24 protein-coding genes are annotated in these 26486 nt (G+C 62.3%); 12 read left to right on the forward strand and 12 right to left on the reverse strand.

Going from position 1 to position 26486, the window contains the following annotated elements; genetic code table 11:
- Positions 1-77: 77 nt before the first annotated feature.
- Positions 78-1025, forward strand: coding sequence for an SDR family NAD(P)-dependent oxidoreductase (locus ACIA48_RS09110; protein ID WP_396729915.1), 948 nt, complete (start codon positions 78-80; stop codon positions 1023-1025).
- A gap of 399 nt (positions 1026-1424) precedes the next feature.
- On the opposite strand, the gene ACIA48_RS09115 is transcribed toward ACIA48_RS09110, so the two are convergent.
- From ACIA48_RS09115 to ACIA48_RS09135, 5 genes are all read right to left on the reverse strand, one after another.
- Positions 1425-2306: a mycofactocin-coupled SDR family oxidoreductase gene (locus ACIA48_RS09115; protein ID WP_396729917.1), complete on the reverse strand. Its 882-nt coding sequence runs from the start codon at positions 2304-2306 to the stop codon at positions 1425-1427.
- A gap of 146 nt (positions 2307-2452) precedes the next feature.
- The gene (locus ACIA48_RS09120) at positions 2453-3301 is read right to left on the reverse strand and encodes a VWA domain-containing protein (protein ID WP_396729918.1); all 849 of its coding nucleotides are present in this window, start codon (positions 3299-3301) and stop codon (positions 2453-2455) included.
- An 845-nt stretch (positions 3302-4146) separates the two neighbouring features.
- Positions 4147-5016 carry an AAA family ATPase gene (locus ACIA48_RS09125; RefSeq protein WP_396729920.1) on the reverse strand — a complete coding sequence of 290 codons (870 nt, stop codon included), beginning with the start codon at positions 5014-5016 and terminating at the stop codon, positions 4147-4149.
- A gap of 2 nt (positions 5017-5018) precedes the next feature.
- A complete protein-coding gene (locus ACIA48_RS09130) occupies positions 5019-6242 on the reverse strand; it encodes a cytochrome P450 (RefSeq protein ID WP_396729922.1) in 1224 nt (407 codons plus the stop codon).
- Positions 6243-6289: 47 nt separating this feature from the next.
- Entirely contained in the window at positions 6290-6892 is a 603-nt protein-coding gene (locus ACIA48_RS09135; protein WP_396729924.1) for a TetR/AcrR family transcriptional regulator, read from the reverse strand.
- Between the two features lie 64 nt (positions 6893-6956).
- On the opposite strand from ACIA48_RS09135, the gene ACIA48_RS09140 reads away from it, so the two are divergent.
- Genes ACIA48_RS09140 through ACIA48_RS09165 form a run of 6 tightly spaced genes read left to right on the forward strand, consistent with a single transcriptional unit; the run spans position 6957 to position 12429 of the window.
- The gene (locus ACIA48_RS09140) at positions 6957-8120 is read left to right on the forward strand and encodes a spirocyclase AveC family protein (RefSeq protein ID WP_396729926.1); all 1164 of its coding nucleotides are present in this window, start codon (positions 6957-6959) and stop codon (positions 8118-8120) included.
- Complete coding sequence (locus ACIA48_RS09145) at positions 8117-8956, forward strand: SDR family NAD(P)-dependent oxidoreductase (RefSeq protein ID WP_396729928.1); 840 nt, start codon at positions 8117-8119, stop codon at positions 8954-8956. Before ACIA48_RS09140 ends, ACIA48_RS09145 begins: the two co-directional genes overlap by 4 nt.
- Complete coding sequence (locus ACIA48_RS09150) at positions 8957-10117, forward strand: acyl-CoA dehydrogenase family protein (RefSeq protein ID WP_396729930.1); 1161 nt, start codon at positions 8957-8959, stop codon at positions 10115-10117.
- The gene (locus tag ACIA48_RS09155; protein ID WP_396729932.1) at positions 10114-11220 is read left to right on the forward strand and encodes an acyl-CoA dehydrogenase family protein; all 1107 of its coding nucleotides are present in this window, start codon (positions 10114-10116) and stop codon (positions 11218-11220) included. Before ACIA48_RS09150 ends, ACIA48_RS09155 begins: the two co-directional genes overlap by 4 nt.
- A gap of 11 nt (positions 11221-11231) precedes the next feature.
- Complete coding sequence (locus tag ACIA48_RS09160; RefSeq protein WP_396729933.1) at positions 11232-11879, forward strand: nitroreductase family protein; 648 nt, start codon at positions 11232-11234, stop codon at positions 11877-11879.
- A gap of 31 nt (positions 11880-11910) precedes the next feature.
- On the forward strand, positions 11911-12429 hold the full coding sequence (locus tag ACIA48_RS09165; RefSeq protein WP_396729935.1) for a nuclear transport factor 2 family protein: 519 nt from the start codon (positions 11911-11913) through the stop codon (positions 12427-12429).
- Positions 12430-12433: 4 nt separating this feature from the next.
- Here ACIA48_RS09165 and ACIA48_RS09170 read toward each other — a convergent pair whose 3' ends face one another.
- Genes ACIA48_RS09170 through ACIA48_RS09185 form a run of 4 tightly spaced genes read right to left on the reverse strand, consistent with a single transcriptional unit; the run spans position 12434 to position 17395 of the window.
- Positions 12434-13984, reverse strand: a complete 1551-nt coding sequence (locus ACIA48_RS09170; RefSeq protein WP_396729937.1) for a class I adenylate-forming enzyme family protein — start codon at positions 13982-13984, stop codon at positions 12434-12436.
- A 31-nt stretch (positions 13985-14015) separates the two neighbouring features.
- Entirely contained in the window at positions 14016-15215 is a 1200-nt protein-coding gene (locus ACIA48_RS09175) for an acyl-CoA dehydrogenase family protein (RefSeq protein WP_396729939.1), read from the reverse strand.
- A complete protein-coding gene (locus ACIA48_RS09180; protein WP_396729941.1) occupies positions 15212-16192 on the reverse strand; it encodes an acyl-CoA dehydrogenase family protein in 981 nt (326 codons plus the stop codon). Before ACIA48_RS09180 ends, ACIA48_RS09175 begins: the two co-directional genes overlap by 4 nt.
- A 6-nt stretch (positions 16193-16198) precedes the next feature.
- The gene (locus ACIA48_RS09185) at positions 16199-17395 is read right to left on the reverse strand and encodes an amidohydrolase family protein (RefSeq protein ID WP_396729943.1); all 1197 of its coding nucleotides are present in this window, start codon (positions 17393-17395) and stop codon (positions 16199-16201) included.
- Between the two features lie 103 nt (positions 17396-17498).
- Here ACIA48_RS09185 and ACIA48_RS09190 point away from each other — a divergent pair, with 103 nt between their 5' ends.
- Positions 17499-18608, forward strand: coding sequence for an acyl-CoA dehydrogenase family protein (locus ACIA48_RS09190; RefSeq protein ID WP_396729945.1), 1110 nt, complete (start codon positions 17499-17501; stop codon positions 18606-18608).
- Between the two features lie 15 nt (positions 18609-18623).
- The gene (locus ACIA48_RS09195; RefSeq protein ID WP_396729948.1) at positions 18624-19523 is read left to right on the forward strand and encodes a TIGR03619 family F420-dependent LLM class oxidoreductase; all 900 of its coding nucleotides are present in this window, start codon (positions 18624-18626) and stop codon (positions 19521-19523) included.
- On the opposite strand, the gene ACIA48_RS09200 is transcribed toward ACIA48_RS09195, so the two are convergent.
- Positions 19513-19950, reverse strand: a complete 438-nt coding sequence (locus ACIA48_RS09200; protein ID WP_396729951.1) for a nuclear transport factor 2 family protein — start codon at positions 19948-19950, stop codon at positions 19513-19515. The two genes, ACIA48_RS09195 and ACIA48_RS09200, sit on opposite strands and share 11 nt — an antisense overlap.
- A 48-nt stretch (positions 19951-19998) precedes the next feature.
- Here ACIA48_RS09200 and ACIA48_RS09205 point away from each other — a divergent pair, with 48 nt between their 5' ends.
- Genes ACIA48_RS09205 through ACIA48_RS09215 form a run of 3 tightly spaced genes read left to right on the forward strand, consistent with a single transcriptional unit; the run spans position 19999 to position 22388 of the window.
- Positions 19999-20664, forward strand: coding sequence for a cysteine hydrolase (locus ACIA48_RS09205; protein ID WP_396729953.1), 666 nt, complete (start codon positions 19999-20001; stop codon positions 20662-20664).
- Positions 20665-20721: 57 nt separating this feature from the next.
- Entirely contained in the window at positions 20722-21915 is a 1194-nt protein-coding gene (locus ACIA48_RS09210) for an amidohydrolase family protein (RefSeq protein WP_396729955.1), read from the forward strand.
- Entirely contained in the window at positions 21912-22388 is a 477-nt protein-coding gene (locus ACIA48_RS09215; RefSeq protein WP_396729957.1) for a MaoC family dehydratase, read from the forward strand. Before ACIA48_RS09210 ends, ACIA48_RS09215 begins: the two co-directional genes overlap by 4 nt.
- 60 nt (positions 22389-22448) lie before the next feature.
- On the opposite strand, the gene ACIA48_RS09220 is transcribed toward ACIA48_RS09215, so the two are convergent.
- Positions 22449-24812, reverse strand: coding sequence for a CaiB/BaiF CoA transferase family protein (locus ACIA48_RS09220; protein WP_396729959.1), 2364 nt, complete (start codon positions 24810-24812; stop codon positions 22449-22451).
- Positions 24809-26260: an aldehyde dehydrogenase family protein gene (locus ACIA48_RS09225; protein WP_396729962.1), complete on the reverse strand. Its 1452-nt coding sequence runs from the start codon at positions 26258-26260 to the stop codon at positions 24809-24811. Before ACIA48_RS09225 ends, ACIA48_RS09220 begins: the two co-directional genes overlap by 4 nt.
- Between the last annotated feature and the right edge of the window lie 226 nt (positions 26261-26486).

Below are 26486 nucleotides of genomic sequence, written 5' to 3' on the forward strand. Positions count from 1 at the left end.
CTTGCTATTCGAGCACGCACAGTCTCACACGGGTTGCCGAACACAAGGAGATGAAATGCACGACACGAAAGGGAAACATGATTGATTTCAGAGACCAAGCGGTCATCGTCACTGGTGCAGGGCGTGGACTGGGGCGGCTATACGCGCTCGATCTCGCCCGCCGCGGCGCATCTGTTGTCGTCAACGATCTCGGCGGCAGCATGGGCGGAGAAGGCGCCGATCAAACTGTGGCTGACCAAGTCGTCGAGGAAATCACCAACTCCGGCGGTCGTGCAGTGGCTTCCCACGATTCTGTGGACAGCTCGGAGGGCGGGGAGGCAATCGTCGACGCCGCGCTCCAGCATTTCGGCCGCCTTGATGCGGTGGTCAGCAACGCCGGAATCTTCAACAGCGTGCCCTTCGACGAGTTGACGCGCTCTCAGTGGCGTCAGATGCTCAGTGTGCATCTCGACGGGGGATTTTATCTCAGCCAACCGGCCTTCAAGGTCATGAAGAAGCAGGGTTACGGCCGGTTCGTGTTCATCTCGTCCTCGGGCGGCATGTTCGGCCAGCACCTGGAGGCGCACTATGGCGCCGCGAAGGCGGGTCTTGTCGGCCTGAGCAATGTCATCGCGCTGGAAGGCGCCGACCACGGGATACTGTCCAATACTGTTTTGCCCTTTGGGTTTTCGCGCATGGTCTCAGAATCCGTTGACGTCGATGCGCTGGCGGGCACCGGCCTCATCGACGCGATCAAGCCCGAGAAGGTGGTGCCAATGGTCACGTATTTGGCCAGTCGGGCGTGTCAGGTCAGTCATCAGAACTACTCATCGTGTGGAGGTAGGTACGCACGAGTGTTCATCGGACTCGGTGAAGGCTGGATGGCCGGTCACGACGACGTGGCGACTGCCGATGACATTGCCGAGCGCTTCTCCCTCGTGTCGCGGACCGACTCGTTCACCATTCCCGAAAACATCTACGAGGAACTGTTTTCGGTGATGGGCCAGCTGGAGACCGGCGAGGCAGCTGTCTCTGGTGAGTCCTAATAGCAGTACGGCTACGGGTAGCGATCGACCGGATCCCGTGATGTGGTCGACGGCTGACGACAGACGTTCTGGTTGACTTCACGTGTGGGCTTGAATCCACTGCCACGAACGACATTTCGTGAAAATTCCATAGCCCGCATCAGGCAATTGGCGGCGTTCCGAGATCGTTGCTCCCTACCCGCGGCGCCGCGGCTGACTGGTGGGGCCCACTGTCAACGGTGAAAACTGACAGCCGTCTGCGCGGTGGTACGTAGAGCACATCGTCCACGCATCCGCATGTTTCGGCCGACGCCGCCTTCTCTCTGGCCGCAGCCTAAGATTGCTCGCTGGCGCACCGAAACTGGGGCGCTGGCATGTCGATTCGGAGAGTAAACCGGCGCTGTCCCGTCCTCGCTATCGTCACTTTCCCGGCCCGTTGGGCCACCGCAGCAACGAACCGGCGTCGACGCGAATCTGCTGGCCCGTCACATAGCGACTTTCGTCGCTGGCAAGAAACACGCCTAAGTTGGCGATGTCTTCGGGCTCGATGTATGGAATGGGCATGGCCTGAAAGAAGTTGAAAGCCAACATGGCGTCTTCCTGCGTCGGCTTTTTTCCTTCCGCCACCAAATCTGGACGGAACATGCTGTAAATCCCGTCGTTCTGCAGGAGGTGGGTATTGCAGTTCGTCGGGTGAATGGTGTTCACCCGGATCATTTTCGGCGCCACCTGCAGCGACAGTTGCTCCGAGTACTCGATCAGCACGCGCTTGCTCCAGCCGTACCCGGCACCGCCAGGCCCCATATCCGGATTGTCGGTCGTGCCGTTGATCATGCCGGCCGTCGAACCGGTGATGATGACAGACGATCCAGGCCCGAGATGTGGCAGCGCCACAGCGACTGTGTTCATCACCCCCAGCAGGTCGACGTCGGTGGCGTCGACGAAAGCCATCGGGTCGTGCGGCCTGCCCATCGCCATCGGAAGGATGCCGGCGTTCGCGACAACGACATCGAGCTTGCCCAGGTCGGCAAGTGCAGTCTCGAGCGCATCGCGCAGTTCATGGCGTTCACGCACGTCGACGGCCGCTGCGAAGACACGCCTGCCCAACTCTTTGACCGAACGTTCCGTCTCGGCCAAATCTTCGGGAGTCGACAGCGGATACGGGTTCGAATCGATCTGCCTGCAGATGTCGATCGCGACGATGTCAGCGCCCTCGGTCGCCATCGCGAGTGCGTGCGCTCTTCCCTGACCACGCGCCGCTCCGGTGATGAACGCGACCTTGCCCTCAAGTCGTCCGGACATACAGCCTCCATTGGTTCGGCGCACCAGTCTTGTCAGATGCACTCGTCGACTCATTCAACCTACAACATGCATGTTGCGTGGCGACAGTCGTCACCCATGCTCCAACCACGTTGTATCCATGCACAGTTCACGGCGAAGCATTACTTTCAGTTCCTCGCCCGCGCAGTCGCCAGTGCCGCTCGGATCACCGTGGGGAGCGGACCGCGGAGGTCACCGGAAGTGCGAGCGCGTACGCGCGGCGCCGATCCGAACACTCGCGCGAGCGCATCCTCACTGGTATCCGCACCGACGGTGACGCAAAGCGTTCCGATGGCCCGGGAGTTCGCCTCCCGCAGCGCTCGTCGGGTGTCAGCCTCGGCGTAGGAACCTTCGTATCCGCTGTCGTAGGCCACTCCATCGGATACGACGATGAGCAGCCGCCGAGTCGCTCCCCGGTCCTCGTCTATCACATCGCTCGCACGCCGTATCGCGGCTCCGAGCCTCGTGAAACCGCATGGCTCGCAGGCGTGTAAGCGACGGCGCGCGAGATCGTCCCACCCCATTCCGAACGGCAGAACACACACGAGTTCGACGTTGCGGCGATCTTGCGACCGAAATCCATGGACGGCGAGTCTGCCGCCCACAGCGTGTAGTGCGTCGGCGATAACTTCGGCGAGTTCGATCTGGCGCCGATGTGTGGACACGCCTGACGAAGTCGACGACACCGAGCCCGACAGATCGACCAGGACCAGGACAGCAAGGTCGGGTCGGCGAAGCCGCGGCGCAATCCACACCTGCTCCTCGCCGAACCCGGTGGCCGCCAGCGTCGCCCGGGCATCCACAGCCGCCTCGAGGTCGATCTCGTCTCCATCGGCGCGTCGTCGGCTCGGCGCAGGTGAGAGAACCACCCGCGCGATCCTGCGCCGCAGTTCCGCATCGGCGAGTTGATGAAGGCTGGCGTGTCGGTCGACGGCGGTCGACTCGATGTCGTAGACCGTGCAATAGTCGGGTCGCATCGTGCGCCGTCCTTCGTCGAACTCCGGATACTGCCGCGCATTTCCCCGACGAGTGCCTCTCGGAGCACCATGCGGACCCACCCGATCGAATGCACGTTGCGCCGTGCTGATCACTACAGCACCGGGATCGCCCGCACGTCGGCGAGCTCGCGACCGCGCTTTCGGGGATGCCTCCGAGGCCGTGGAGCCCGGCGATCCTTTTCGCTTTCGTCTCAACTTCCGTAGCAGCCAGTTTTCATCGATGTCCATCGCGAGTTCTTCGACGATTTTCGCCAATTCGACAGCCGCCGGATTGACCTCGCCGCGAGTCGGATCCACCGGCTCATCCTCAGACTCACTAACCGATGCATCGCGATGCGGACCCTCTATTACCGACAAACGAGGCACCTGGGCCGCTAACCGTCCGAACCACGGCAATGATGGGGGCAGTGGTTCCCGGCCGCGCGCACGCTCAAGCGATTCCTCGGCGTTGCCCGATGTCGGCCAATCGTCGCCCAGCGATGCCGACAAGGTGCTCAGCGCAGGCATCACGCTTGACCGCTCCCTTAGAGCACGCGAAATCTCAAGACAGACATATCTTTCCGCGATGCCGCTTCGCCTTCCACGATGGCAGAGGCCAGCTTCCCACGCCACCTCAAGGCTGCCCGCCCCCATAAGCGCGGCCTGGCCGAGAATGGAGGCACGCACATCTCCGTCGGCCGTCGCGTTCGACACGTTGATATGCGTCGTGGTGCTATGCGTAGGCATATCGCCTTCAGTGATTTCCATGTACCGGCCTGCCACCACTGAGGCCACCAATTCCAGGCGACTGCACTCGGGCCGCGACGTCATCTGCGGACACACACCTATGATCGCGACGAGATGAAACCGTCGACCAGCTCGACCAATCCAGCGGTGAGCGACGCGTCGTCAGTCAGCGGTTCGGCGATGGCCGCGCGACATGCCGCCCGCGGGTCGAGACCGGACATGATCAGATCGGCAGCGCTCACCAGCGTGCGGGTCGAGGCGACTTCACGCAGCCCCGGCACGTCGACCGACCTCACCGCCTGACCGATTGCGATCAGCTGGTCCAGCAATGCACCTTCCAAACCAGTTTCATGACGGACGATTTCGGTTTCGATCTCGGCGGGTGGAAAATCGAGGCTTATCCCGATCATCCTTTGGCGAGTGGAGTCCTTCAGGTCTTTGATCGCGTTCTGGTAGCCCGGGTTGTAGGACACGACGAGCGTGAAGTCATCCGGCGCTTTCAACTCCTGACCTAGCCGGTCGATCGGCAGTATGCGCCGGTAGTCGGTAAGCGGATGGATGACGACCGTGACGTCTTGGCGCGCCTCGACGATCTCGTCGAGGTAGGCAATACCGCCTTCGCGTACCGCCCGAGTCAAAGGACCGTCCACCCATACCGTTTCGGCACCCTTCAGAAGATGCCGGCCCACCAGGTCGGCGGCCGTCAAGTCCTCATGACAGGCGACCGTATGCACACCGATCCCAAGCTCGGCGGCCATGGCCTCCACAAAGCGCGTCTTGCCGCATCCCGTCGGTCCCTTGATCAGTATCGGCCGGTGCGCTTCGTGTGCCGCGAGGAAGACGTCCCGCTCATCCCCCACGGGATGGTAATACGGCACATGTCGCGCAGCGGCGGACTCGGCTGACGGACGTATGGCCGTTGCGATTTCGGTCAAGTCTTCTCTCCTAGATCGGTTCTTCACGCCCATCGTTACCCGAACAAAACCGGCAGCGAGGTTGGCGACCGGAAAATTTGCCCGCGGATATGCGGGTCGTCGGCATCGGGATCAAGCCGAAGATTCGGCAGCCGGTCCATCAACAGGTTGACCGCAACCCGCATCTCGAGCCGGGCAAGGTGCATACCGAGGCAAACGTGCGGCCCGGAACCGAAGCCGATGTGCGCACGTGCCTGCCGCATGATATCGAACGCATCGGGATCGTCATATCGGTCGTCCTGCCTGTTGGCCGCTCCGAGCATCGGCATCAATTGCGCGCCAGCGGGAATCGGCACACCGCCGAGTTCGGTGTCCCGAGTCGCAACTCTGGTTATGGCCAGCAGAGGAGCCTCCCATCGCACAGCCTCTTCGATCGCCTGAGGCATCAGCGAGCGATCCGCGCGCAATAAGTCGAGTTGACTCGGATTCGACAACAAGCCGAAGAGCATGTTGCCCAACGCGCGGTAGGTCGTCTCGATGCCCGCCGGTAGCAGCAACCGCATGAACGAGAAGATCTCATCGTCAGTCAATCGCTCGCCGTCAATCTCTGCCGCTGCCAGGCTGCTGATCAGATCGTCGCGAGGTTCCTTGCGGCGCGTCTCGAGAATGGGCCTGGCGTACTCGGTGATCGCGACAGCCGATGCGCGGCCACGGTCGGGTGCAGCCATGAAGCTGAGCACGTCTATCGACCAACGCTGGAATTGGAGGAAGTCTTTTTCCGGCAGTCCAAGCAGACCTGAGATGATCCGTGTCGGATACTCAAACGTGAACTCTTTAACGAGATCTGCTCGTCCGCGATCGACGAAACGGTCGATCAGGTCGTTTGCGATCACGGTAACCAGATCGTCTTCCCAGCGTTTCAGCGTCTTCTGCGAGAAAGCCTTTGACACCAGACTTCGGAGTCTGCCGTGGTATGGCTCGTCCATGCCGAGCATCACGCGCTGACCGAGAACCTCGCCGAACGCCGCGATGACAGCCGACGACGAATACGTATCACCGTCTCGCAACATCTGCGCGATGTCCTCGTGCCGGTAGACCATGAAAAACGGGTTCGCCTCGTCGATGGGCAATCCTGATACCTCGATGCGCTGGACCGGATGGTCATTCCGCGCTCGGGCTAACTCGGTATAAGGATCGCGGACGTCGCCCGAGAGCGCGTCGTCGAATGAATAGAACTCCTCCAGATCGTCCGTTTGCTCGAGATCATGCGTCTGCTCCATTGTGCTCCCTTTGGGTTGAATGCGGCCTGTGTCAATATCTCTGGGCCTCAGCGAATGCGAAGACCGGCGATCAGGTTGTTGAGCGCAGCACTGACCTCGACTCTGGCCTTCGCGGGGTCATCACTCTTGGCGACGATGATCGCGGCTTCGTCGACCAGTGCGAGAAGTAACTGCGCAAGCGCCGGCACCGGCTGCGGCGCCATCGCACCCTCAGCGATGGCGCGCTCGAGGCCGTCGGAAATGGAATCGAGCCCGCGGCGCGACTGCATCACCCGCCACCGGTCTGCACCGAACACCGCGGGACCGTCAACCAAGATGATTCGTTGCACCGCGCCGATGTCAGCCGCGCCGGCGAGGAAGCTGAGCAGGCCGTGCCGTAGCCGATCCAGACTGTCACCACGATCGTCGATCAGCGCATCGGACATCGCCATGAACTCGGTTACGACCTCGCAGTAGACCTCTTCGAAGAGCCCTTGTTTGCTTTCGAAGTGGTGATACAACGCACCGCGTGTGCCGACTCCTGAGCGGCTGACGATGTCTTCGATGCTGGTCCCGTGATAACCGCGTTCGACGAAAAGACTGCGGGCACTGTCCACGATCGCCGAGCGTGTCGCCGCTGCCTGGTCTTCGCGCGCTCGACTTTTGTACATGGTGGCGGTATGTTAACTCACCTACTAGCAGTATGTGAAGCCGCTGCCAACGGAGGGAGTACCGATGACCGCCACCGAGACGGTGTTGGCGAACCGGGGTAAGACACCTCAAGTTGATCAACGGGACAGCTCACAGCCGATGTCACCACCCGGCATCGTTGCGCTGGTCACGACCGTCGTCACCGTGCTGATTCTGTTCGGGTGGATGCTGAGTTTTGCCACTCGCGACGCAGGTGACCGAATCCGAAGGCCCGGCCGCACCGACCCGACCGAATTCTCGGTCGAACCGCTGTTCGGGTGGCACTTTTGGCCGTACTTGTTCGAGGTCGGGGCCGTCGTCATGTTCGGCGGCGCGCTGATCATCCTGACCATTCAGTCCATCCGGGCAGGCAAGATCACGATGGGGATGTTGTTCTTCATCGCGGGCAACTCGCTGGTGTGGCTTGATCCCTGGGGGAACTGGGGGCCGTACGCAACCTACGACTCGCGTCTCCTGCATTGGCCCGAAACCTGGTGGTGGGCCTCGGTTTCCCCCACCGTGGAGCCCGTCTTCAACTTCATCGGCTACTACGCGTTCTACATAGGACCGTCGGCGGTGTCGATTCTGCTGTTGAAAAAGGTAATCGGACCGCGTTTCCCATCGACCGCATTTGTGCATCGCCATCCGTTGATCTCGCTGACGATCATCACCATAATTGTGGGCTTCATCATCGATGCCGTCATCGAGATCTTCTTCGTCATGACCGGTCTCTACGGATACTCACAGGTGCCTGCGTTCGGCTCGATCAAAGTCGGTCAGCCTGACCAATTCCCGCTTCTGCTGGAGTCGTTGTCGACGACATTGCCCTTCATTGCGGTCAGCCTGCTGTGGTGGCGCAACGACACCGGTCTAACCGGCGCCGAGCGGTTGGCCAATAAATTCCGGATCACACGCGCGACGGGCCGTGCGGGCGTGCTGATGACCATGATCGTGGTGATGAGCTTCGGGTATTTCCTCTACCTGGCCCCCTTCTTCATCATTCGCTATTTCGATTTGTCTACCGAGACCGCACGACCTTGGCGCTGGTGTGTGACGAAGGTGTACGACCCGCAGGGTCACTTTGAAAAGGCCGGTGAACAGGGCCCGTTCTTTGAGGGCGTGTGGGCGCACTGGCCATCCGGACAACCGAACGGACGGGAGGTTACGCCTCCGGTCGGGGAGCCACTACCCAACGCGTGCAAACCGTGAGCGAAGGCTTTGGCACACCGCGTCGAACTGCGGTCATCACCGGAACGTCGCGCGGTCTCGGCCGACTCTCCGCCGCCGAGATGGCCCGTCGCGGCTGGCACGTCGTAGCCGCGATGCGCTCGCCGGACCGCGATGGGCAGTCTCTCCTCGATGAGGTCGCGGGCCTCTCAGGAGAGGTCGAACTACTCACGCTCGACCTCGTCGACCCGGCCTCGATCGCGAAAGCTGCGGTCGAGCTGTCCGGGTACCAGGTCGATGCTCTAGTCCACATCGCAGGTCTCGCACCTGCGGCGGCCTTCGAGGACACCCCACGCGAAGAGCGCATGAGCACGTTCCAGACGAACCTGCTGGGACCCATGCACCTGACCGAACTTCTGCTGCCGGCGATGCGTGAACGCCGCGAAGGTCGCATCGTTGCAGTGGCAAGCTTGGCGGCCAGGATTGGTATGCCACTGTCCTCGGTGTACGGAGCCAGCAAGGCAGCGCTTGAGAAGTGGATCGAAAGTCTCGCGGTGGAAATTCATCAGTTCGGGCTGTCGGCCCATGTATTAGAGGCCGGAATGTTCGATACCGACATGATCACGGCCAGCGATGTGCCCGACGCGGTAGGTCCGTACGGGCCGATGTACGCCAACTTCTCCCAACGTCGCGCGGGGGTGGTGGCCAAGGCCAGGCCCGCGCCACGGTTCGCCACGGCACTGGCGGACTTGCTGGAAAAGAAGGCACCCCCGGTCTTTCAGACCGTCGGATTAGACGCGGCCGCAGCCCTTTACGCGCAACGCCTCATCCCCAGCCGGGTCATCTCCTCAGTCTTGAAACGGGTGGTCACCCCATAGATGGACTTCTCGTATCCGGATGAGACACAGCGCTTCCGCGCGGAATTGCGCGAATGGCTGGCAACGAACATCACAGATGAGGTCATCGCCGCTGATCGCCAAAGGGGACGCAGCGACACGGCTTTCGAGACCTTGCGTGCGTGGGACGCCGCCACAGCTGATGCGCACTGGGCGGCTGTGTCTTGGCCGCGACGCTACGGCGGCCGAGGTGCTACGGCCCTCGAAAGACTTATATTTGCTGAGGAGACGGCGGTCGCTCGCGTACCCGCGCCGTTGAACACCATCGGCATCAACAACATCGCGCCAGCGCTCATGATGTATGGCACGGAGGATCAGAAGCGAAAGCTCCTGCCACGCATGGCGCGCGCCGACGACATCTGGTGCCAAGGTATGTCGGAGCCCGAAGCCGGCTCGGACCTCGCTTCGCTGAGTACCCGCGCTGTCCGTGACGGTGACCACTTCGTCATCAACGGCCAGAAGATTTGGACTTCGCTGGGGCACCGAGCCGACTGGTGTCAGCTCTACGTACGCACAGATGCCAACGCGCCTAAGCACGAGGGCATTTCGTGCTTGATCGTCGACATGACCACGTCCGGGATCGATGCGCGTCCACTGGTGAGCATCGGCGGTGACTCGGACTTCGCTGAGGTGTTCTTCGACGACGTTCGAGTACCCGCCGACGCGCTCCTGGGCGGATTGAACGCTGGCTGGCAGGTCGCGATGACGACGTTGGCTTATGAGCGGGCCGCGGCGGCACAACTGTACGTCGAGATGCAGATTCAACTAGACGATCTCATCAGCGACCTCGCTCAAGTCCAGGTCGACGACAAGTTCATTCTGGATGATCCGCTCGTACAGTGCCGTGTCGGCGAACTTTCGGTCCGGATAAAGAACCTAGAGTTGCTCTGCTTACGTGCCGTCTCGAGCCTACTCAACGAAGGTGACGACGCCGCTGCGATGTCAAGCCTTGCCAAGACGACATGGGCCGAGGTCGGGCAGGATCTTGCAGCGTTGGGCTTCGAACTGCTGGGCGCACAACGCGCGGATGGTCGCTGGGCCCGCCAACGACTCACAGCGAGGGCCCTCTCCATCGCCGGCGGTACCACTCAGGTCACAAAGACGGTCACTGCACAGCGGGTGCTGGGAATGCCGCGCAAATGAATCTCGAGCTCTCCGAAGAACAACGCACGATGCGCGACACTGTGCGCGACTACGTCACCCGGTTTGTCGACGTTCGCAACCATGCGCGCGCACTGGTCGACGACCCATTGGGCACCACCGATGAAGTCTGGCGTGGTCTAACCGGATTGGGCACCACCGGACTGCTGATCCCCGAAGCGCAGGGCGGCTCTAGCCTCAGCATGATCGAGGCCGGCCTCGTTCTCGAAGAGCTCGGGGCGAAACTGTATTCAGGCCCATGGTCGTCCACTGCAGTGGCCTCAGTGAGGCTACTCACTCGCGCCGGAGTGGACGCCCCCGAGCTTTACGGCTCCATCGCCGACGGATCCCTGGTCCTCACGACGGCAGTTGACAGCACGGGGATATCCGCGCCGCGGGCTCCTGAAATGGTGCTTGCAGGCACCTTGGACGGTGTTGCTGACGTGGCGGCGGCGGATCTGATCCTCGTCATCGCTCACGTTCTTGGGCAACCTCGGCTGTGCGCGGTCCGAACATCCGATGAACGCGTCAGCTTCGAGCCGCTGCCAAGCATCGATCTCACGCGCAGACGATTCCGTGTCTCGCTTGCTGGAGCCCGCGCGCGCGATCTGGGACCTGTCGACCGTGAATGCATTGACGCGGTGACCGATGATCTGCTCGTCATAGCTGCAGCGGAGGCATTGGGCGCGGCGCGCGCCCTCCTCGACCTCGCCGTAAGTCACGCGAAGGTACGCAAACAGTTCGGTAAGCCCATCGGTGCTTTCCAAGCTGTACAGCACCTCTGCGCTGACATGTACGAAGCCGTTGAGTTGATGCGCAGCAGCGTCATCCATGCCTTGTGGTCGGCCGACAACACAAGCCCCGCTGAATATCACCTTGCTGCGGTGCGGTTGAAGGCCATGTCCGGACAGCTGACCATGGTCGGCGACAACGCCGTGCAAGTCCTCGGTGGCATCGGTTACACGTGGGAGCATGACGCCCATTTGTATCTCCGTCGCCTGTTGGACTGGAGTCGGTTCCGCGGCGAACCCAGCGGCTACCTGCAGGAGGTAGCACGATGGTTGATTGCGAGCAATGTCCGGCGCTCCGTCGATGCCGTTTCGTGAAAGACACGGGCGTGGAAATCGACTACCTGCTCACGTCGACTCGTTCAGCGCGCAGGGTGCTCGACCTCGACGCCCCGATCGATTTCTCGGAGATCCGCGACTGCCTTCGCATCGGCCTGCACGCCGCCAACGGTTCCAATCAACAGTCATGGCGCTGGCTCGTAATCACCGACCCCACCATCCGCCAGAGCATCTCAAACCTTTACCGAAGCGCTTATCTGGAAAAGGTCGGTGGCCATCCCATCGCTCATCTGATCACCGATCGGAGCCCGGAGGCACGCGTCCTATCCTCGACAGAATGGCTCGTGGACAACATGGCACACGTGCCGATGTTGATCATTCCGTGCTACCGCCCCTTTGTCCCTCGGACTGAGGGTGATGCGTCGTTCCACTTGGCGACCCTCTACGGATCGATATTTCCGGCTGTGTGGAACTTGCAACTCGCACTACACACGCGCCGATACGGGACATGCATCACGACCCTGCATCTGCGATATGAAAAGGAAACTGCCGCGCTGCTCGGGATTCCCACCGGATACGTACAAGGGTGTCTTCTGCCCGTGGCCCGGCTTCGTGCCGGGCACACCTTCGGACCGACTCCTCGCCGTCCGCTCGAAGAAGTTGTCGCGGTTGATGGTTGGACCGGGCGACCGCTATGACGACGAGAGGAAAGCAATGAACGATCAGGGAATGGCACGACTTCAGGAGTTGGCGGATCGGATGGAAATCCTTGACTGCCTGCAACGCTACGCGCGTGGTATCGACCGCCAAGACAGAGATCTGCTGCGTTCCGCCTACCACGACGATGCGATCGACGATCATGCCGGCTTCGTAGGCAACGTCGACGATTTCATCGATTGGGCGCTCAGCTATCACTCGACCCAAACTCGCTACCAGCACTACCTGATGAATCACACCGTCGAACTCGCCCGCGATGAGGCTCACACCGAAACGTACTACTTGTTCATCGGGACGGATCGGGATCGCGAGAAACCGTTGACTATCACTGGCGGTCGTTACGTCGACCGCTTCGAACGTCGTGAGAACCGGTGGGCCATCGCCGCCCGTGTCTGTCTTGTGGAGTGGTCAACTTACGGACCATCCGCGATGACCCCTGAAATCATCGAGTTCCTTGCACCCTTGCAGACCATCGCGCACGATATTTCTGACGCTTCCTACGACCGACCACTGGCGATCAAGAGAATGTAGAGGTCTACGGGGCAGACGGCCTTGCGAATCGTGCACGCAGTTCGTTCTTCAGCACTTTGCCGGTCACGTTTCGAGGCAGTTCTTCGACAAATTCCAACCGCTCGGGCGATTTGTGTCTGCTCAAGCCCTGATCGTCACAAAGCCGCACCAATGACTCAAGGCAAACTTCGGCGCCACCGTGCGCCACTATGACTGCGCACACCCGTTCGCCCGTGCGAATATCGGGCACACCGATCACCGCAACATCGGCGACCCCGGGATGGGTGGCCAGTACCTGTTCGACCTCTAGCGCAGAGATGTTCTCCGCGTTGCGGATAATGGCGTCCTTGATCCGCCCGGTAACGACAACGTTGCCGTCGGCATCTATTCGTCCTCGATCTCCGCTGCGGAACCAGCCGTCGGAATCGAACGCATCGACGTCCAGCGAATCGTCGACATAGCCGAGAAAGCATTGCGGGCCCCTCAGTCGGAGCTCGCCCTCCTCCTCGATGCCGACTTCTCGCTCGATATCGTCGACAACGCGCACCGTGACGCCAGGCACGGGACGGCCGACGGTATGGTCGAGCACCTCAGGCGGGCCGTCTGGCGGTGGTGACGTAGCCACCGGGAACTCCGTGAGTCCCCACGCGTTCGCTACGCCAGCAACCGAAAGTGTTTCGCGCACTTGCCGCCCCAGCTCGGCGGTGATCGGCGCTCCACCACCTACGCATCCACGTAGATCAGGAAAGAGGGGATCGGCACCGTGCTCGCGTTGCGCTGCCATGAAGGCTACGAAGAACGGGGTTGCCGAGCCGAGCATCGTGGGACGATGCGCGGCGATCGCCTTTGGCGTGAGCGCGGGGTCGAACGCATCGAACAGCACCAGTCGCATACCGGTGAGCAGACTGGCGGCCAGCATCGCCGCGCCACCGATGTGTGACACCGGGAATGCGATCGGATTGACGTCGCGGCTGGAGACGCCGAACATTTCGACGACGCCCGCCGACCCGGCGATCACCGAACGGTCGCAATGCCGCACGCCCTTCGGAGCCGCGGTGGTGCCCGACGAGTAGTAAACCCACCGTGCCAGTGTTGCCTCTTCCGGAGGCGCGGGCAGCGATGCGAGATCACCCGTTGGAAGTCGCAGGCCATTCGTCATCGGGGCCTCATGATCTACGACGACAATCGTCAGCGGTTTATCCCTCGCGAGCTCGTCGGCGAGAGCCACGTGATCGAAACCGCGCCACACCCCGGGAACGATTATCACTTCGGTGCCGAGTTGCGCTGTCACAAAACGGAGTTCGCGTTCCCGCCAAATGGGCAGAATCGGGTTCTGCACCGCGCCGAGACGCGTCAGCGCGACCATAACGACCATCGTCTCCAGTGTGGTCGGCAGTTGCCAGGAAACCACCGTCCCGTCGACGACCCCGCGTTCTGCCAGAGCCGCTGCGGCAGACGCAGCCGCATCGCGCAGTTGTGAATTCGTCAGGCTGCGACCGAAGTCGTCGACGAGGACGATGCGCTCGGGATGCGAGGCAGCCGCTTCTTCGACCAGGCTCCAATATGTTCCGGACATCAGCGCATAATTCTCTTCGCGCACGCGCTCATCAGCTGCTCGGCAGCATCAGCCGCCGTTTGGCCAGGATGTTGCGCATCATCTCATTGCTCCCGCCGGACACCGTGTAGGCACGCGACCACAACCAGCATTCTCGCAGACGCTGTTTCGCCTGCTCGACGCTCGCGTCAGCGGCCACGGTGCACACCATCGGGGCGAGTTCGGCGCCGTACGCCGAAACCCGGTGATACGTCTCGGCGAAGCTCAGTTTGGCGATGGATCCGTCGCCGGGTTGCTCGGCCCCGACAACGAGTCGTTCGACGTGGTCGTCGATGAACGCCTTCGCCACCTCGACTTCGACGGCCAACTCGGCCACCTTCTGCCGGATGTCCTCATGCTCGAAGGCCGGCCTGCCGTCGAGCGTGGCGTGACGCACCACCGCGACGAGATCATCGATCAGCAACTCGAGCAGGATCACGTTGCCACCGATACCGAAGCGCTCGAAGTCCAAGCCCGCCATGACGATCGACCACCCCTGACCGACCTCACCGATCAGGTGGTCCGCAGGCAAGGAGACGCCGTCGAGAAAGACTTCGTTCACTTCGATGGCGTCGTTGATCGTCCGGATAGGACGCACCTCGACACCGGTCGCCGACAACGGGACGACGAAGGCCGACAGTCCGTGATGACGTGACGACGAGGGGTCGGTGCGGACGAGGGCCAGACCCATATCGGCCCAATGCCCGTCGGTGATCCACGTCTTCTGACCGTCGATGACCCAGGTTCCGTCATCCTGTCGCACTCCCCTGGTGCGAACATTGGCGATATCGCTGCCGGCATCGGGTTCGCTGAGCAGCTGACACCACACGTGCTCACTGCGCCGTATCGGCGGAAGCAGCGACGCCTTCTGTTCGTCGGACCCGAAATGCAGCAGCACATGGGCCGCGAGGTTGACCTGGTCGACGGGCCGCGGAGCACGGGCGCGCAGAATCTCTTCACTGAGGATGCGGTCGTGCAGTGGATGGTGGTCGGCGCGACCACCATGCTCGACGGGCCAGTCGGCGCCGACGAAGCCGGCGTCGAACAGCGTGGCGAACCACCTACGCAATTCTGTTTCCTGCTCGGCGTTCTCGGGGGCCCGGCGCCCCTCTCTCGCGTCGAACGGTGGTGCGTGTTCGGCGATGTGCCCCCTGACCAGCTGCCTGAACTCCGCCAGCTTCGCGTCGCTTGGCCTGGTACCCGCGGCGCTCACCAGCCGGCCTTTTCGGCGAGCAGTGTGCGGCTCCGGCGAGCCGTCCCGAGCAGATAGGCGTTCGTGAACACCCGACGCAATTCGTAATGTAAGGGGTACTCCCAGGTGAATCCGATGCCGCCCGACAGCTGCATGCACTCGTCGACGGCAGCGGTCGCTTTTTCGGTGACGAACGCATGGGCCACGGCGGACAATGCGATCGCGTCGTCAGAGATGTCATTGGAGGCCAGTGCCCGCGCGGCCTTCATGATGACCGCACGCGCCTTGGCTTCGAAGACCAGCAGGTCGACCAGCCGATGTTGCACTGCCTGGAAACTGGCGATCGGCACACCGAACGCAATGCGCTCCTTGAGGTAGGAGACCAACCGGTCGAACGTGGCCGACAGCGCTCCCAGCGAATCCGCGCTGAGCAGAACCCGCGCCACCGCGAGTAATTGGTCCGCTCGCTCTGGTCCACCGATCAGCACGCCGTCGGCCCCTACGAGGTCGACCCGCCACGCCGCGCGACTGACGTCCAACAGTTCGTTGTCACGACTTCTGCGAATCTCATCGGATATTTCGTACAGATGGATCCCGTTGTGCCCCAGTGTGATCAGAATCTCTAGTACGTCGCCGGCAGTGACCCGAACGGTGCCCCCGCAATGCGCACACCCTGCGCCTGCGGTCCCGTCGAGCATCGCGGGCAACCATCGGTCACGCACGTCGGCGGGCGCCGAGGCCAACGCCGCGGCAGCCAACGCGCAGCCGAACCATGTCGACGAGTTCTGTGCGCGTCCGAGTTCTTCGGCGATGACTGCCGTCTCCGCGGGACGCCATCCGCTGCCGCCGAGGTGCTCCGCGACGAGCAGTCCGGTCCAATCCATGGCCGCCAGCTCTTTGACAGAATCTCGAGCAGCACGTCCGGTCAGAAATTCACGGGCCGCATCGCGCAACTGGTCGAGGTCGACATCGTCTGTGTCGAAGTCCTCGTCGCCCATCGAAATCTAGCTCCGCCCGATCAACTGATCCGCGTTGTCGGCCATGATGCGCTTCTTTGCGGCCTCATCGAGCGGGTCGAGAAGCTTGACGAAGTCGGCGGGCTCGGCCAACCCTTCGGCGTGCGGGTAATCCGAACCCATGAGCAGACATTCGTCGTAGCCGAGGCGATCGACGATCGTCGGGATGTCGTCCTCCGGGTATGGCACCACCCCGACGTGCCGACGGAAGATCTCAGACGGGCGCTCCGTCAGCTTGCCTCCTATCCATGGGCCGTTGCGCCCCATCCCGCGACTCTTGTCCATGTGAATGACGAACTGCGGCACCCATTCGGCGCCGTGCTCGGCAACCAGCACCTTCAGGCCGGGGAACCGGCCGAAGAGGTTGTCGAAGACGAGCGCCGACAAGGTGTCCTCGATCGGCCGTTGACCGTAGATGTTCATCCACTGCCAGGCTGACATGTGCCAGGCGGCGGGGTCGGCTTCGTGACCCCAGGCCGGCGAGATGGCGTTGAAGTACCAGTACGGCTGAATATGGAACACTAGCGTGCAGCCGGCTTCCTGCAGTCGCGCGTAGACCGGGTCGAAGTAGGGGTCGCCTGGCGAGCGGCCATAGGCGGGACCGGTCGGAAGAAGCACAAGGCGTGCACCCTGCTCGATGATCGCTTCGGTTTCGGCGATCGAGGATTCGAGGTCACGCAGCGACAGCAGTGCCGTGGCATAGATCTTGTCCTGGTAGTTGAAACCCCAGGTGTCATCGAACCAGCGGTTGAAGGAGCGCAGATTCGCGTACAACGCCTCGGTGTCGTCGACGTAGTGCTCAGCGGCCAGGGCCATACCCGCCGGAAAGATGACTGCACGATCGACGTTCTGCTCGGCCATGACCTTCAGCCGAGGGTCGCGCTCCAACCACTCCGGCTGCATCGGCTGTGGCTCGTAGGTTTCGTCGGGGTTGCCCGACCCCATCTGCTTGAGCATTTCCTTCAGCGATCCCGGCCGGTAGGCGAGGTCGAAGCCGAGGCCGGCCTCGCTGTTGAAGGTGGCAATTCGGTGTCCGGCGAGGATCACCTCTTTGCCATCCGCAGCACGCACCGGTGCGATGGCCCGATCGTGAAATTCCTTGGGAAGGTAGCGGGTAAACGCATCTCGCGTCTCATAGCAGTGCGTGTCGCAGTCGAAGATCCCGTAGTCGAGTCTCGTCGTCACTGCGCTCCTCCTTCGTGCGAGAATGAATATTCTCCGATTTAGGAAAAGATACTATCCTCGTCCGGGAATGCCTATCCCGGGTCGGAACGACAGGAGGTTGCGCGTGGCGGCAAGTGAGGCCGATGACCTCCGAGCAGCCGTGCGCGAGTTCCTCAGATCCCACTCGCCGAGCAGTCGGGTGCGCGAGCTCATGGATAGCGAAAACGGCTACGACGAGGTCGTTTGGCAGCGGATGGCCGAACAGCTCGGGCTGCACGGCATCGCCGTCCCCGAAGAGTTCGGCGGCGCTGGTGCGGGGATCGGCGAACTGGCCGTCGTATTCGAGGAGATGGGTGCGACGCTGCTGTGCGCACCGTTCTTCTCCACGGTCGCGATGGCCATCCCGGCGATTACCACCAGCGGCGACCAGCAGGCGATGACCGACTACCTACCGTCGCTCGTCGACGGGACATCGACCGCGACGCTCGTGCTCAACGGAAGACTCGATGCATGGGACCCGGCCGCGGTGACGCTGACCGCACAACGCGACGGCGGCGGCTTCCGCGTGTCCGGTGACGCCGACCTGGTGCTCGACGGCCAGACCGCAGACCTCGTGTTGGTGGCCGCATCCAGCGCAACCGGTATTTCGTTATTGGGAGTCGCCGCCGACGCCGACGGTGTCAGGCGCGAACCGCTCGCATCTCTGGACCGCACTCGAAAGCTCGCCAGGATCAGCTTCAACGGAGCCTCCGCTCGTCTCATCGGCGACGAGGGTGGGGCGGCGGACGGACTGGCGCGCACATTCGACCTTGCCGTCATCGCGCTGGCCGCAGAGCAGGTCGGCGCGGCCCAGCGGTGCCTCGACATGGCTGTCGACTATGCCAAGGAACGCATCCAGTTCGGTAGAGCCATCGGCAGCTTTCAAGCCGTCAAACACCGGTGTGCGGACATGCTCGTCCTCGTCGAAGGCGCGCGCTCGGCTGCCGTGCATGCAGCCGAAACCGGTGATGGAAATGATCTATCGATAGCCGCATCGGTGGCGAAAATGGCTTGTTCGGAAGCCTTCCTGCAAGTCGCCTTGGACAATATGCGCTTACACGGCGGTATCGGATTCACTTGGGAACACGACGCACACCTTTACGTGCGGCGAGCGAAATCGACACAGTTGGTTTTCGGTGGCCCCGACTTCCACGCTGAGCGATTGGCAGCCCTCGTCACATCATCAAATCCCTGACCTGGAAGGACAGCTGTGACCATCTCGTTCTCCCTCGAACTGCCCACGCAGCGTGTGGACGCGGTGTCGGAGTTTGTCTCCGCTGACGCGATCTCTGAGATCGCCCGTGTCGCCGAGGCGAGCGGCTTTCGTGCCGTGCACGTCACCGACCACCCAGCGCCCGATGCAAAATGGCTGGACCACGGCGGCCATCACGCGCTCGACCCCTTCGTCGCGTTGTCGTTCGCGGCCGCGGCCACCACTGACGTGAACCTGTTGACCAACGTTTACATCGCCCCATATCGCAACCCGTTCCTCGGCGCGAAATCGATCCAGAGCCTTGCGGTGCTCTCCGGCGGGAGGTTGATCCTCGGGACAGCGGCGGGCTACCTCAAACCCGAATTCAAGGCGCTGGGAGTCGATTTCGACAGTCGGGGCGATCGATTCGACGAGGCCCTCAGCGTGCTTGCAAAGGTACTCGGCGGCGAGGATGTGGCGTATGAGGGCACCAGGTTCGCTGCGCGGGGAGTACGGATCCGCCCGGTCCCTGCGACTCCCCCGCCGATCTGGATCGGAGGCAACAGCAAACCCGCAGTCCGCCGCGCCGTCACCCGCGCGCAGGGGTGGGCTCCGTTCAATACCTTCGGCTATGCGGCAGCCTCGCGAACCGCGGAGATCTCGACCCTCGAGGATCTGGAATCGGCGATCGCTTGGGCCAACCAATTCGCCACGGAGGTCGGCCGCACAGGGCCGCTGGATATCTGCTTCTCAGCGGGCAATCTGCTCGATGAGGAGAAGTCCACCGATGAACGGCATGCGACGATCGCAAAGCTGGAAGGTATGGGCGTGACCTGGCTGACGGTCGCGCCTCAGGGAACCACACGAGCAGAGGTCGTAGACCACGCGCTTGCCTTCGCCGAAGAGTTCATCGCATGAGGCTGTCATCCGCGAACGCGTCCACTCTGATTTGACGACGGGCGAACAGCCACCGTCCATCCGCGGGAATCAGAACGTCTCGATAGCGTCCCCAGTGGTCGAGCCCGACGTCGGTGTGGACCGCGAAATAGCTGCTGACCTCCACCCGGTCGCGCGCCACCGATTCGAATCGGACGCTCGAAACGTGATGGCGCACATGCGTCGGAACTTCCCTGTCCGGGTCGGGTTCCCTCGTCACAGCGGAGGCGAGGCCCGACTCGATCGCCGAGCGACCTTTCAGCGGTTCAACGCCGCCGCTGAATTCCAGTATGCCGTCGGGCCCGAAGCACTGCGCAAGGCCACGAAGATCGAACCGGTCCGTTGCGGCGGTGTAGTCGGCCAGCGTCTGTCGTACAGATTCGCGAACATTGATCTCCCAATTCTCCATTGCTCTCCTCTGGAAAGGCCGCTGCGCCACACGATAACGTCTGTTCTCATGCCCCAACCAAGACTGCCAGACCTGATTACGCCGGAAACGACCGCCATCGTGACCCAGGAATGCCAGGGCGGTGTCATCGGAGCACAGGCCGGCCTTCCCATGCTGGCCGAGGAGGCGCAACGAGAGGCGATCCCGAACATCGCCAAGCTGCTCAAAGTCGCGCGTGGGGCGGGTGTGACGGTCGTTCATTGCCTTATCCACCGCCGTCCCGATGGCCGCGGGTCCAACACAAACGCCCGGCTGTTCATGGCCGGTAAGTCCTTTGCCGCCGATTTGACGCCCGGCAGTCCCGGAGGGTCCGTTCTTCCAGAACTCGATCAGCAACCTACTGACATCGAGCTGACGCGGTACCACGGCGTAGGGCCGATGACCGGAACCGATCTCGACTCGGTGCTGCGCAACCTGAACATCACCACCATTGTGGGCGTTGGCGTTTCGCTCAACATCGCCATTCAGAACTTTGTGATGGATGCGGTCAACCGGAGCTATCAGTTCGTACTTCCGCGTGATGCGGTGGCCGGGTTTCCCCGGGAGTATGCGGAGTCGGTCATCGACAACACTTTGGCTCTGCTAACCACGGTGACGACCACAGATGCAGTCGTCGCGGCGTGGACTGAACACGCTCGATCCCGACCCGATCTGGATGTTGTCCAGTGCAGGTGATAACGTCTGTTCTCATCTGGCGTAAACGCTGATATTCGCTGCTCTGAGGAGGGCCCCATGTCTCCCCGGTCTTTGCCGTATCCCGTGTTCGACATCGACAACCACATGTACGAGACCCGGGACGCGTTACTCAAGTACTTGCCCAAAGAGCACAAAGGCAAGGTCGGCTACGTCGAGGTCAACGGGCGGCCGAAGCTCGTGGTCAAAGATCACATCAGCCACATGATCCCGAACCCGACCTTCGAACGAGTCGCCAGACCCGGCAGCGCTGAAGACTATTTTCTGGGCAACAACCCAGAGGGACTCGACTTTCGCCAGTTCATCGGCGAGGCGATGGATGTCATTCCGGCCTACCAGTCGCCGGCACCGCGGCTCGAGCTGATGGATGAACTCGGGATTGATCAGTGCGTGATGTACCCGACGCTCGCCAGCCTCATCGAGGAGCGCACGACGGACGATGTCGTGCTGACCCATGCGATTATTCACGCGCTGAACGAGTGGATGCACGAGCACTGGACCTTCAACTACAAAGACCGCATCTTCGCGACCCCGGTCATCTGCCTCCCTATAGTCGACGAGGCGATTCGCGAGTTTCACTACGGCCTGGAACGCGGGATGAAGACCTTCTTGGTGCGACCGGCGCCCGTACCCAGCAGGTTCGGGGGCTCGCGGTCCATGGGTCTGCCGGAATTCGATCCATTTTGGGAGGAAGTCGTCAAGGCGGATATGCCCGTCACCCTGCATTCCTCGGACAGCGGCTATCAGAGGCACCTGATGGAGTGGGAGGGTGGGGGCGAATACCTGTCATTCAAGACAAGCACCCTCCGTGAAGTAGTCATAGGTTTCCGCGCCATCGAAGACACCTTGGCAGCGATGATCTGTCACGGCGCGCTGTCTCGCTTCCCCGATCTCAAGATCCTCGTCGTCGAAAATGGGAGTGGCTGGGTCCCGAATCTCCTACGACTCCTGGAAAAGGCATACAAAACGATGCCCAAGGAATTCGACGAGCATCCGATCGACGTCTTCAAGCGCAATATCTACATCCACCCGTTCCTCGAGGATGACGTGAAGAGTCTGGTCGACATCATGGGAGAGGATCACGTCATGTTCGGCTCGGATTTCCCCCATCCAGAGGGTATCGGCGACCCGATCAGCTTCGTCGACCGACTTGAAGGTCTATCTGAATCCGCGAAGGCAAAGATCATGGGAGGCAACGCGATCGAGCAATTGGGGCTCAAGGTATCGGTATGACGCAGGCGCCCCCCTCGCCCCGGATCTACGCGGGCATCGACGGGTTCGAAGCGCACGTCGGGCAGCATCTCGGCTACAGCGGATGGCGCGAGGTCACCCAAAAGGAGATCGATCTCTTCGCTGAGGCGACGGGCGACCACCAGTGGATCCACGTCGACCCCGTAAAAGCCGCAGCGGGGCCGTATGGCAAAACCATCGCGCACGGCTACCTCACGCTGTCCCTGGTCCCTATTCTCGTACAACAGATCTACCGGGTGACTGGACTGTCGATGCAAGTGAACTACGGTGTCGACAAGCTCCGCTTCCCCGTCCCGGTGCCCGTCGGCTCGCGGATCCGGGCCGGTGCCGAGTTGGTCAAGGTCGAGCGGAATGACAAGGGTGGCCGCGCCACCGTTCGGGTCACGGTAGAGGTCGAGGGATCCGACCGGCCGGCGTGCGTGGTCGACACCATCGCCGCCATGGTCGACGCCTGATCTCACCTACGGTTACCCAGAGCTTCCTCCGCACCTCGTCTGCGTAAGTTCAATCCAGCACTACCCGTTCAGTAGTCGGTCGCCGATGACCTTGTCCCGGCGCAACTTCGCGATCTCCTCGTCAGACAGTCCCAGTGCACTTAGCACCTCTTCGTTGTGCTGGCCCAACGTCGGCGAAGGGGTGAGGTGATGTCGCAACGGTCCCGGTGTGATCCGAAACGGCCAGCCAGGGAACCTTTGTCGGCCCGAGAGTGGGTGCTCGAGCTCTTCGTAGAAGCCTCGCGCATCGAGCTGGTCGACGTCGTACATGCGGTCGCCGGTCAGCAACCGCTCTGCGGGCACACCGCGTCGACGCAGTGCATCGGCGGCCTCGTCCGGGCCCTGCGTGGCCGTCCATCCGCGCAGCACCTCATCGAGGGCGTCGTGATTGACCAACCGTGCCTCCGCCGTCCCGAACCTCGGGTCATCGACGAGGTCGGGCCTGCCGATCACGTCGATCGTGGCGGCCCAGTCTTCATCGGCGCGCACGGAGATGGCCACCCACTCGTCCTCCCCGGCCGCCGGATAGACACCCTGTGCGTAGATGCGATGCCGGTTTCCTTCTCGCTCCGGCACTCGGCCCGTCAGCGAGTATTCGATCACCGGTTCCGCCGTCACCACTGCCCCCACCTCGATCTGTGCAACCTCTATCAGTTGCCCCTCACCGGTTCTGCGCTTGTGTTCGAGGGCGGCGAGGAGCGCGACCGTGGCGTGGGTGCCTACGACCGGATCGGCAGGTCCCTGCAGATTGCACGGTGGGCCATCAGGATAGCCGGTGGCCGCCGACATTCCCGACACCTGTTCAAAGTTCAATGCCCACCCGACGTAGTCGCGCCATGGTCCCTCGAGTCCCAGACCCGGCATGCGCACCATGATCACGTCCGGGTTGACCTTCACCAGCGAGTCGTAATCCAGACCAAACTGCTCCACCACGCGGGGTGAGAAGTTCTCCACCACCACGTCGGCCTCGGCGGCGAGCCGCAGTGCCAGTTCGCGACCGGCCTGAGAGGTCAAGTCGAGAGTGATGTCGCGCTTGTTGAGGTTGGTAGCCTGCCACATCGGCCCGACCTCGTACCAGTCATCGCTATTGCGCAGCAGCGAACCTGAATACCGGTGGCCGTCGGGACGTTGGATCGATTCGACCTTGACGACGTCTGCGCCGAACGCGCCTAGGTACATGGTGAGATAGGCGCCGGACCAAAAGGTGCTCAGATCAAAGACTTTCAGACCTGAGAACGGCGCGTCGACTTCCTCGGGTACCGATGCTGACGCTGTGTCAGCGCGGTTACCCCACGGCGCAACGGTGCCATCGCCCAATCGCGGCGCCTGCCGTGGGCGGCCTACCGGTGTCCCGGAGAATCGAAATGGCGCGCCTGGGCGCGAAAAACCTACGCCCGCAGCGTCACTCTCGATGAAGAACCCCCGCTCGCGATATTGCGGCGAGTCCAGGATCGTGGCCCCGTCGTTGATGGGCGCCGCCGGTATCCGCATCGCCTGACTCAGCTCTACCAGGTCAGCGACGGTCATCGAGTCGAGGAACGGCTGCGCCTTGGCGAAGAAATCTTCGCGCTCGGGCCCACCCAACATCATGGCGATCTGCTTCTCACCGAACTCGGGGAGCCCGACCATAGCGCACACATCCAGCCAGTGCTGACCAGTCAGGCAATTGATGCCGATCCACCCGTCCGCCGCACGGACGATGCCCAACATCGGTCCGGCCTTCGAATTGGGCGGTAGACCCATGCTTTTCAAGCGTGCCGCCATGAGCATCGGGTAGGGCAGGGTCGACAACAGCGCCTCGAACGTCGACACATCGACTTCGACCACCCGGTCCCCGCCGGCCGACGCGATTCGTAATGCCGTCAAGGCGCCGAGCGCTGCGTAACCCCCGGCGATGTACTCGGGAATACGGGCGCCGGATTGCACGGGCGGCCGACCAGGCTCGCGGGTGCTCACCCATCCCGATGCGGCCTGGACCGTCAGTGGCGTCGACCGTCGGTCGAATCGTGGGCCGTCCTGCCCGTAATCGGAGATCCGAACGACGACAAGGTTGGGGTTGACCTGTTGCAGGCTGTCGTGGTCGACGCCCCAGTCCCACCGCTGCGCCGCACCCGGTGCGAGATTCTCGACCAGCAGGTCGGCATGTGCGACGAGGTCGCGGAGCACATCGCCGATGGACTCGAAATCTGCTGTCAATCCGCGCTTTCCAGCATTGAGGTACTCAAACAAGCCGCCGGATGCGCCCCAGTTGCGGAGCGGATCGCCGGACGGCCGCTCGACCTTCACGACGTCCGCGCCGAGATCGACGAGCAGCTTCGTGCAGTACGGTGCGGTGATGTCGGTTCCGAGCTCGACGACCCGCAGTCCCGCCAGCGGTCCCGTCACGCGGGCACTCCGATCGCCTTTGGCTCCATATAGGCCCGCAATCCCATGACGCCGCCCTCGCGCCCGATCCCGCTCTGCTTGAAGCCTCCGAACGGTGCATCACCAGGGATCGTGCCGTTGATCGAGACCTGGCCGGACCTCACTCGGCGTGCGATCCCAAGGGCACGGTCCACGTCCGTGCCCCACACCGCGCCGCCGAGCCCATAGGCCGAATCGTTGGCGATGGCGACGGCTTGGTCATCGTCGCGGTACCGCAGCACGGTCAGCACTGGGCCGAATACCTCTTCCTGCGCGATATACGACTCAGCGGTGGCGTCGGTCAGCACAGTTGGCTCGAAATAGTAGCCGCGGTCGACGTCTTTCGGACGCTGTCCGCCCGCGACGATCTTTGCTCCGTCGTTCTCGGCGCGCCTGACGAAGCCCTCCACCCTGTCGAGGTGTTCGCGGCTGATGAGCGGCCCCATTGCGACTCGCCCATCGGTGGGATCGCCCACCGTCACGTTGCGGGCCAACTCGGCCAACCGGTCGACAACATCGTCGTGCAGCCTGTCGGGAACCAACAGACGGCTGTTGAGAATGCACGCCTGTCCCGCATGCAACGTGCAGCCCTCGAAGAGCAGGCGTTCGAATAGCTCGTCGGTCAGTTCGACGTCGTCGAGCAGAATGCTCGCTGATTTCCCACCGCACTCCAGCAGGATTCGCTTCATCGTCGTTGCGGCACCGGCCATCACGTCCCGTCCGACCGCCGAACTTCCGGTGAAACTCACCATGTCGACCCGCGGATCGAGCGTCAGGAGCCTGCTGGCCTCGATGCTGCTCGGGGTGACGACATTGACGACACCGGGAGGGATGTCAGTCTCGTCATCGATCAGTCGCGCGAGTGCCAGACCGGCCAACGGGGTGAGCGGCGATGGTTTGAGCACCAGCGTGTTACCCGCGGCAAGCGCGGCACCCAGCTTCATCACGTTGAGCGTGTGCGGAAAGTTCCAGGGTGTCATCGCCGCCACCACCCCGAGAGGCTCATAGCGTAGGAGAGTTGTGCCGGCCGCACCCCACGCGTCCATCGGCGCTTCGGCCGGCTCCATTGCGAGCTCAGACGCGTGCCCGACCATGAATGCCGGCCCGTCTACATGGATCAGCCGCTCGTTTGCTGTGCAACCCCACTCGGCTTGTGCCAAGGCAAAGATCTCGTCGCCATGGGACAGCAGGGCGTCGCTGAGCTGCTGCAAGCAGCGTGACCTCGCCGCCGGTTCTGCCGCGGCCCACGTTGTAAATGCACTTCGCGCCGCGCCGATAGCCTCTCGCACCTGCGCGACTCCGGCATCCGGCGCCGAGGCGATCACCCGCTCAGTCGCCGGGTTCACGACGTCATACCGTCCGCTGTCTGCCTCGACCCAACTGCCGTCGATGTATAGGTCATATGTGTCGACGAAGCTCGGCTCGGCCATCGGTTTCGCAACCCTTTCCCTTATCTTCGCCGACTGACGTCGACGTGTGCTGACTACGCATACTCAGTCCGACATATTTCACCTCTGTGTACACGCGTCGCGTGATCGCGTCAATGATATCCGGCCTTTAACTGCGCAAATGCTGATTGACATAGACGATGCAGGTACTGTAGACACAAGGTAGTCGGACATTGATGATCAATCTGTCCGATCAGCCACAGCGTCG

Origin of the sequence: Mycobacterium sp. NPDC051804, from assembly GCF_044452905.1 — a bacterium.
Taxonomy (GTDB): domain Bacteria; phylum Actinomycetota; class Actinomycetes; order Mycobacteriales; family Mycobacteriaceae; genus Mycobacterium.

Bases quoted from the DNA above. Each gene is read 5' to 3' on its own strand.
- ACIA48_RS09165 (WP_396729935.1), top strand. From the start codon at position 11,911: ATGGCACGACTTCAGGAGTTGGCGGATCGGATGGAAATCCTTGACTGC.
- ACIA48_RS09170 (WP_396729937.1), bottom strand. From the start codon at position 13,984: ATGTCCGGAACATATTGGAGCCTGGTCGAAGAAGCGGCTGCCTCGCAT.
- ACIA48_RS09205 (WP_396729953.1), top strand. From the start codon at position 19,999: ATGCCCCAACCAAGACTGCCAGACCTGATTACGCCGGAAACGACCGCC.
- ACIA48_RS09135 (WP_396729924.1), bottom strand. From the start codon at position 6,892: ATGTACAAAAGTCGAGCGCGCGAAGACCAGGCAGCGGCGACACGCTCG.
- ACIA48_RS09155 (WP_396729932.1), top strand. From the start codon at position 10,114: ATGAATCTCGAGCTCTCCGAAGAACAACGCACGATGCGCGACACTGTG.
- ACIA48_RS09150 (WP_396729930.1), top strand. From the start codon at position 8,957: ATGGACTTCTCGTATCCGGATGAGACACAGCGCTTCCGCGCGGAATTG.
- ACIA48_RS09125 (WP_396729920.1), bottom strand. From the start codon at position 5,016: ATGGGCGTGAAGAACCGATCTAGGAGAGAAGACTTGACCGAAATCGCA.
- ACIA48_RS09180 (WP_396729941.1), bottom strand. From the start codon at position 16,192: ATGGGCGACGAGGACTTCGACACAGACGATGTCGACCTCGACCAGTTG.
- ACIA48_RS09110 (WP_396729915.1), top strand. From the start codon at position 78: ATGATTGATTTCAGAGACCAAGCGGTCATCGTCACTGGTGCAGGGCGT.
- ACIA48_RS09115 (WP_396729917.1), bottom strand. From the start codon at position 2,306: ATGTCCGGACGACTTGAGGGCAAGGTCGCGTTCATCACCGGAGCGGCG.
- ACIA48_RS09210 (WP_396729955.1), top strand. From the start codon at position 20,722: ATGTCTCCCCGGTCTTTGCCGTATCCCGTGTTCGACATCGACAACCAC.
- ACIA48_RS09215 (WP_396729957.1), top strand. From the start codon at position 21,912: ATGACGCAGGCGCCCCCCTCGCCCCGGATCTACGCGGGCATCGACGGG.
- ACIA48_RS09200 (WP_396729951.1), bottom strand. From the start codon at position 19,950: ATGGAGAATTGGGAGATCAATGTTCGCGAATCTGTACGACAGACGCTG.
- ACIA48_RS09120 (WP_396729918.1), bottom strand. From the start codon at position 3,301: ATGCGACCCGACTATTGCACGGTCTACGACATCGAGTCGACCGCCGTC.
- ACIA48_RS09225 (WP_396729962.1), bottom strand. From the start codon at position 26,260: ATGGCCGAGCCGAGCTTCGTCGACACATATGACCTATACATCGACGGC.
- ACIA48_RS09140 (WP_396729926.1), top strand. From the start codon at position 6,957: ATGACCGCCACCGAGACGGTGTTGGCGAACCGGGGTAAGACACCTCAA.
- ACIA48_RS09130 (WP_396729922.1), bottom strand. From the start codon at position 6,242: ATGGAGCAGACGCATGATCTCGAGCAAACGGACGATCTGGAGGAGTTC.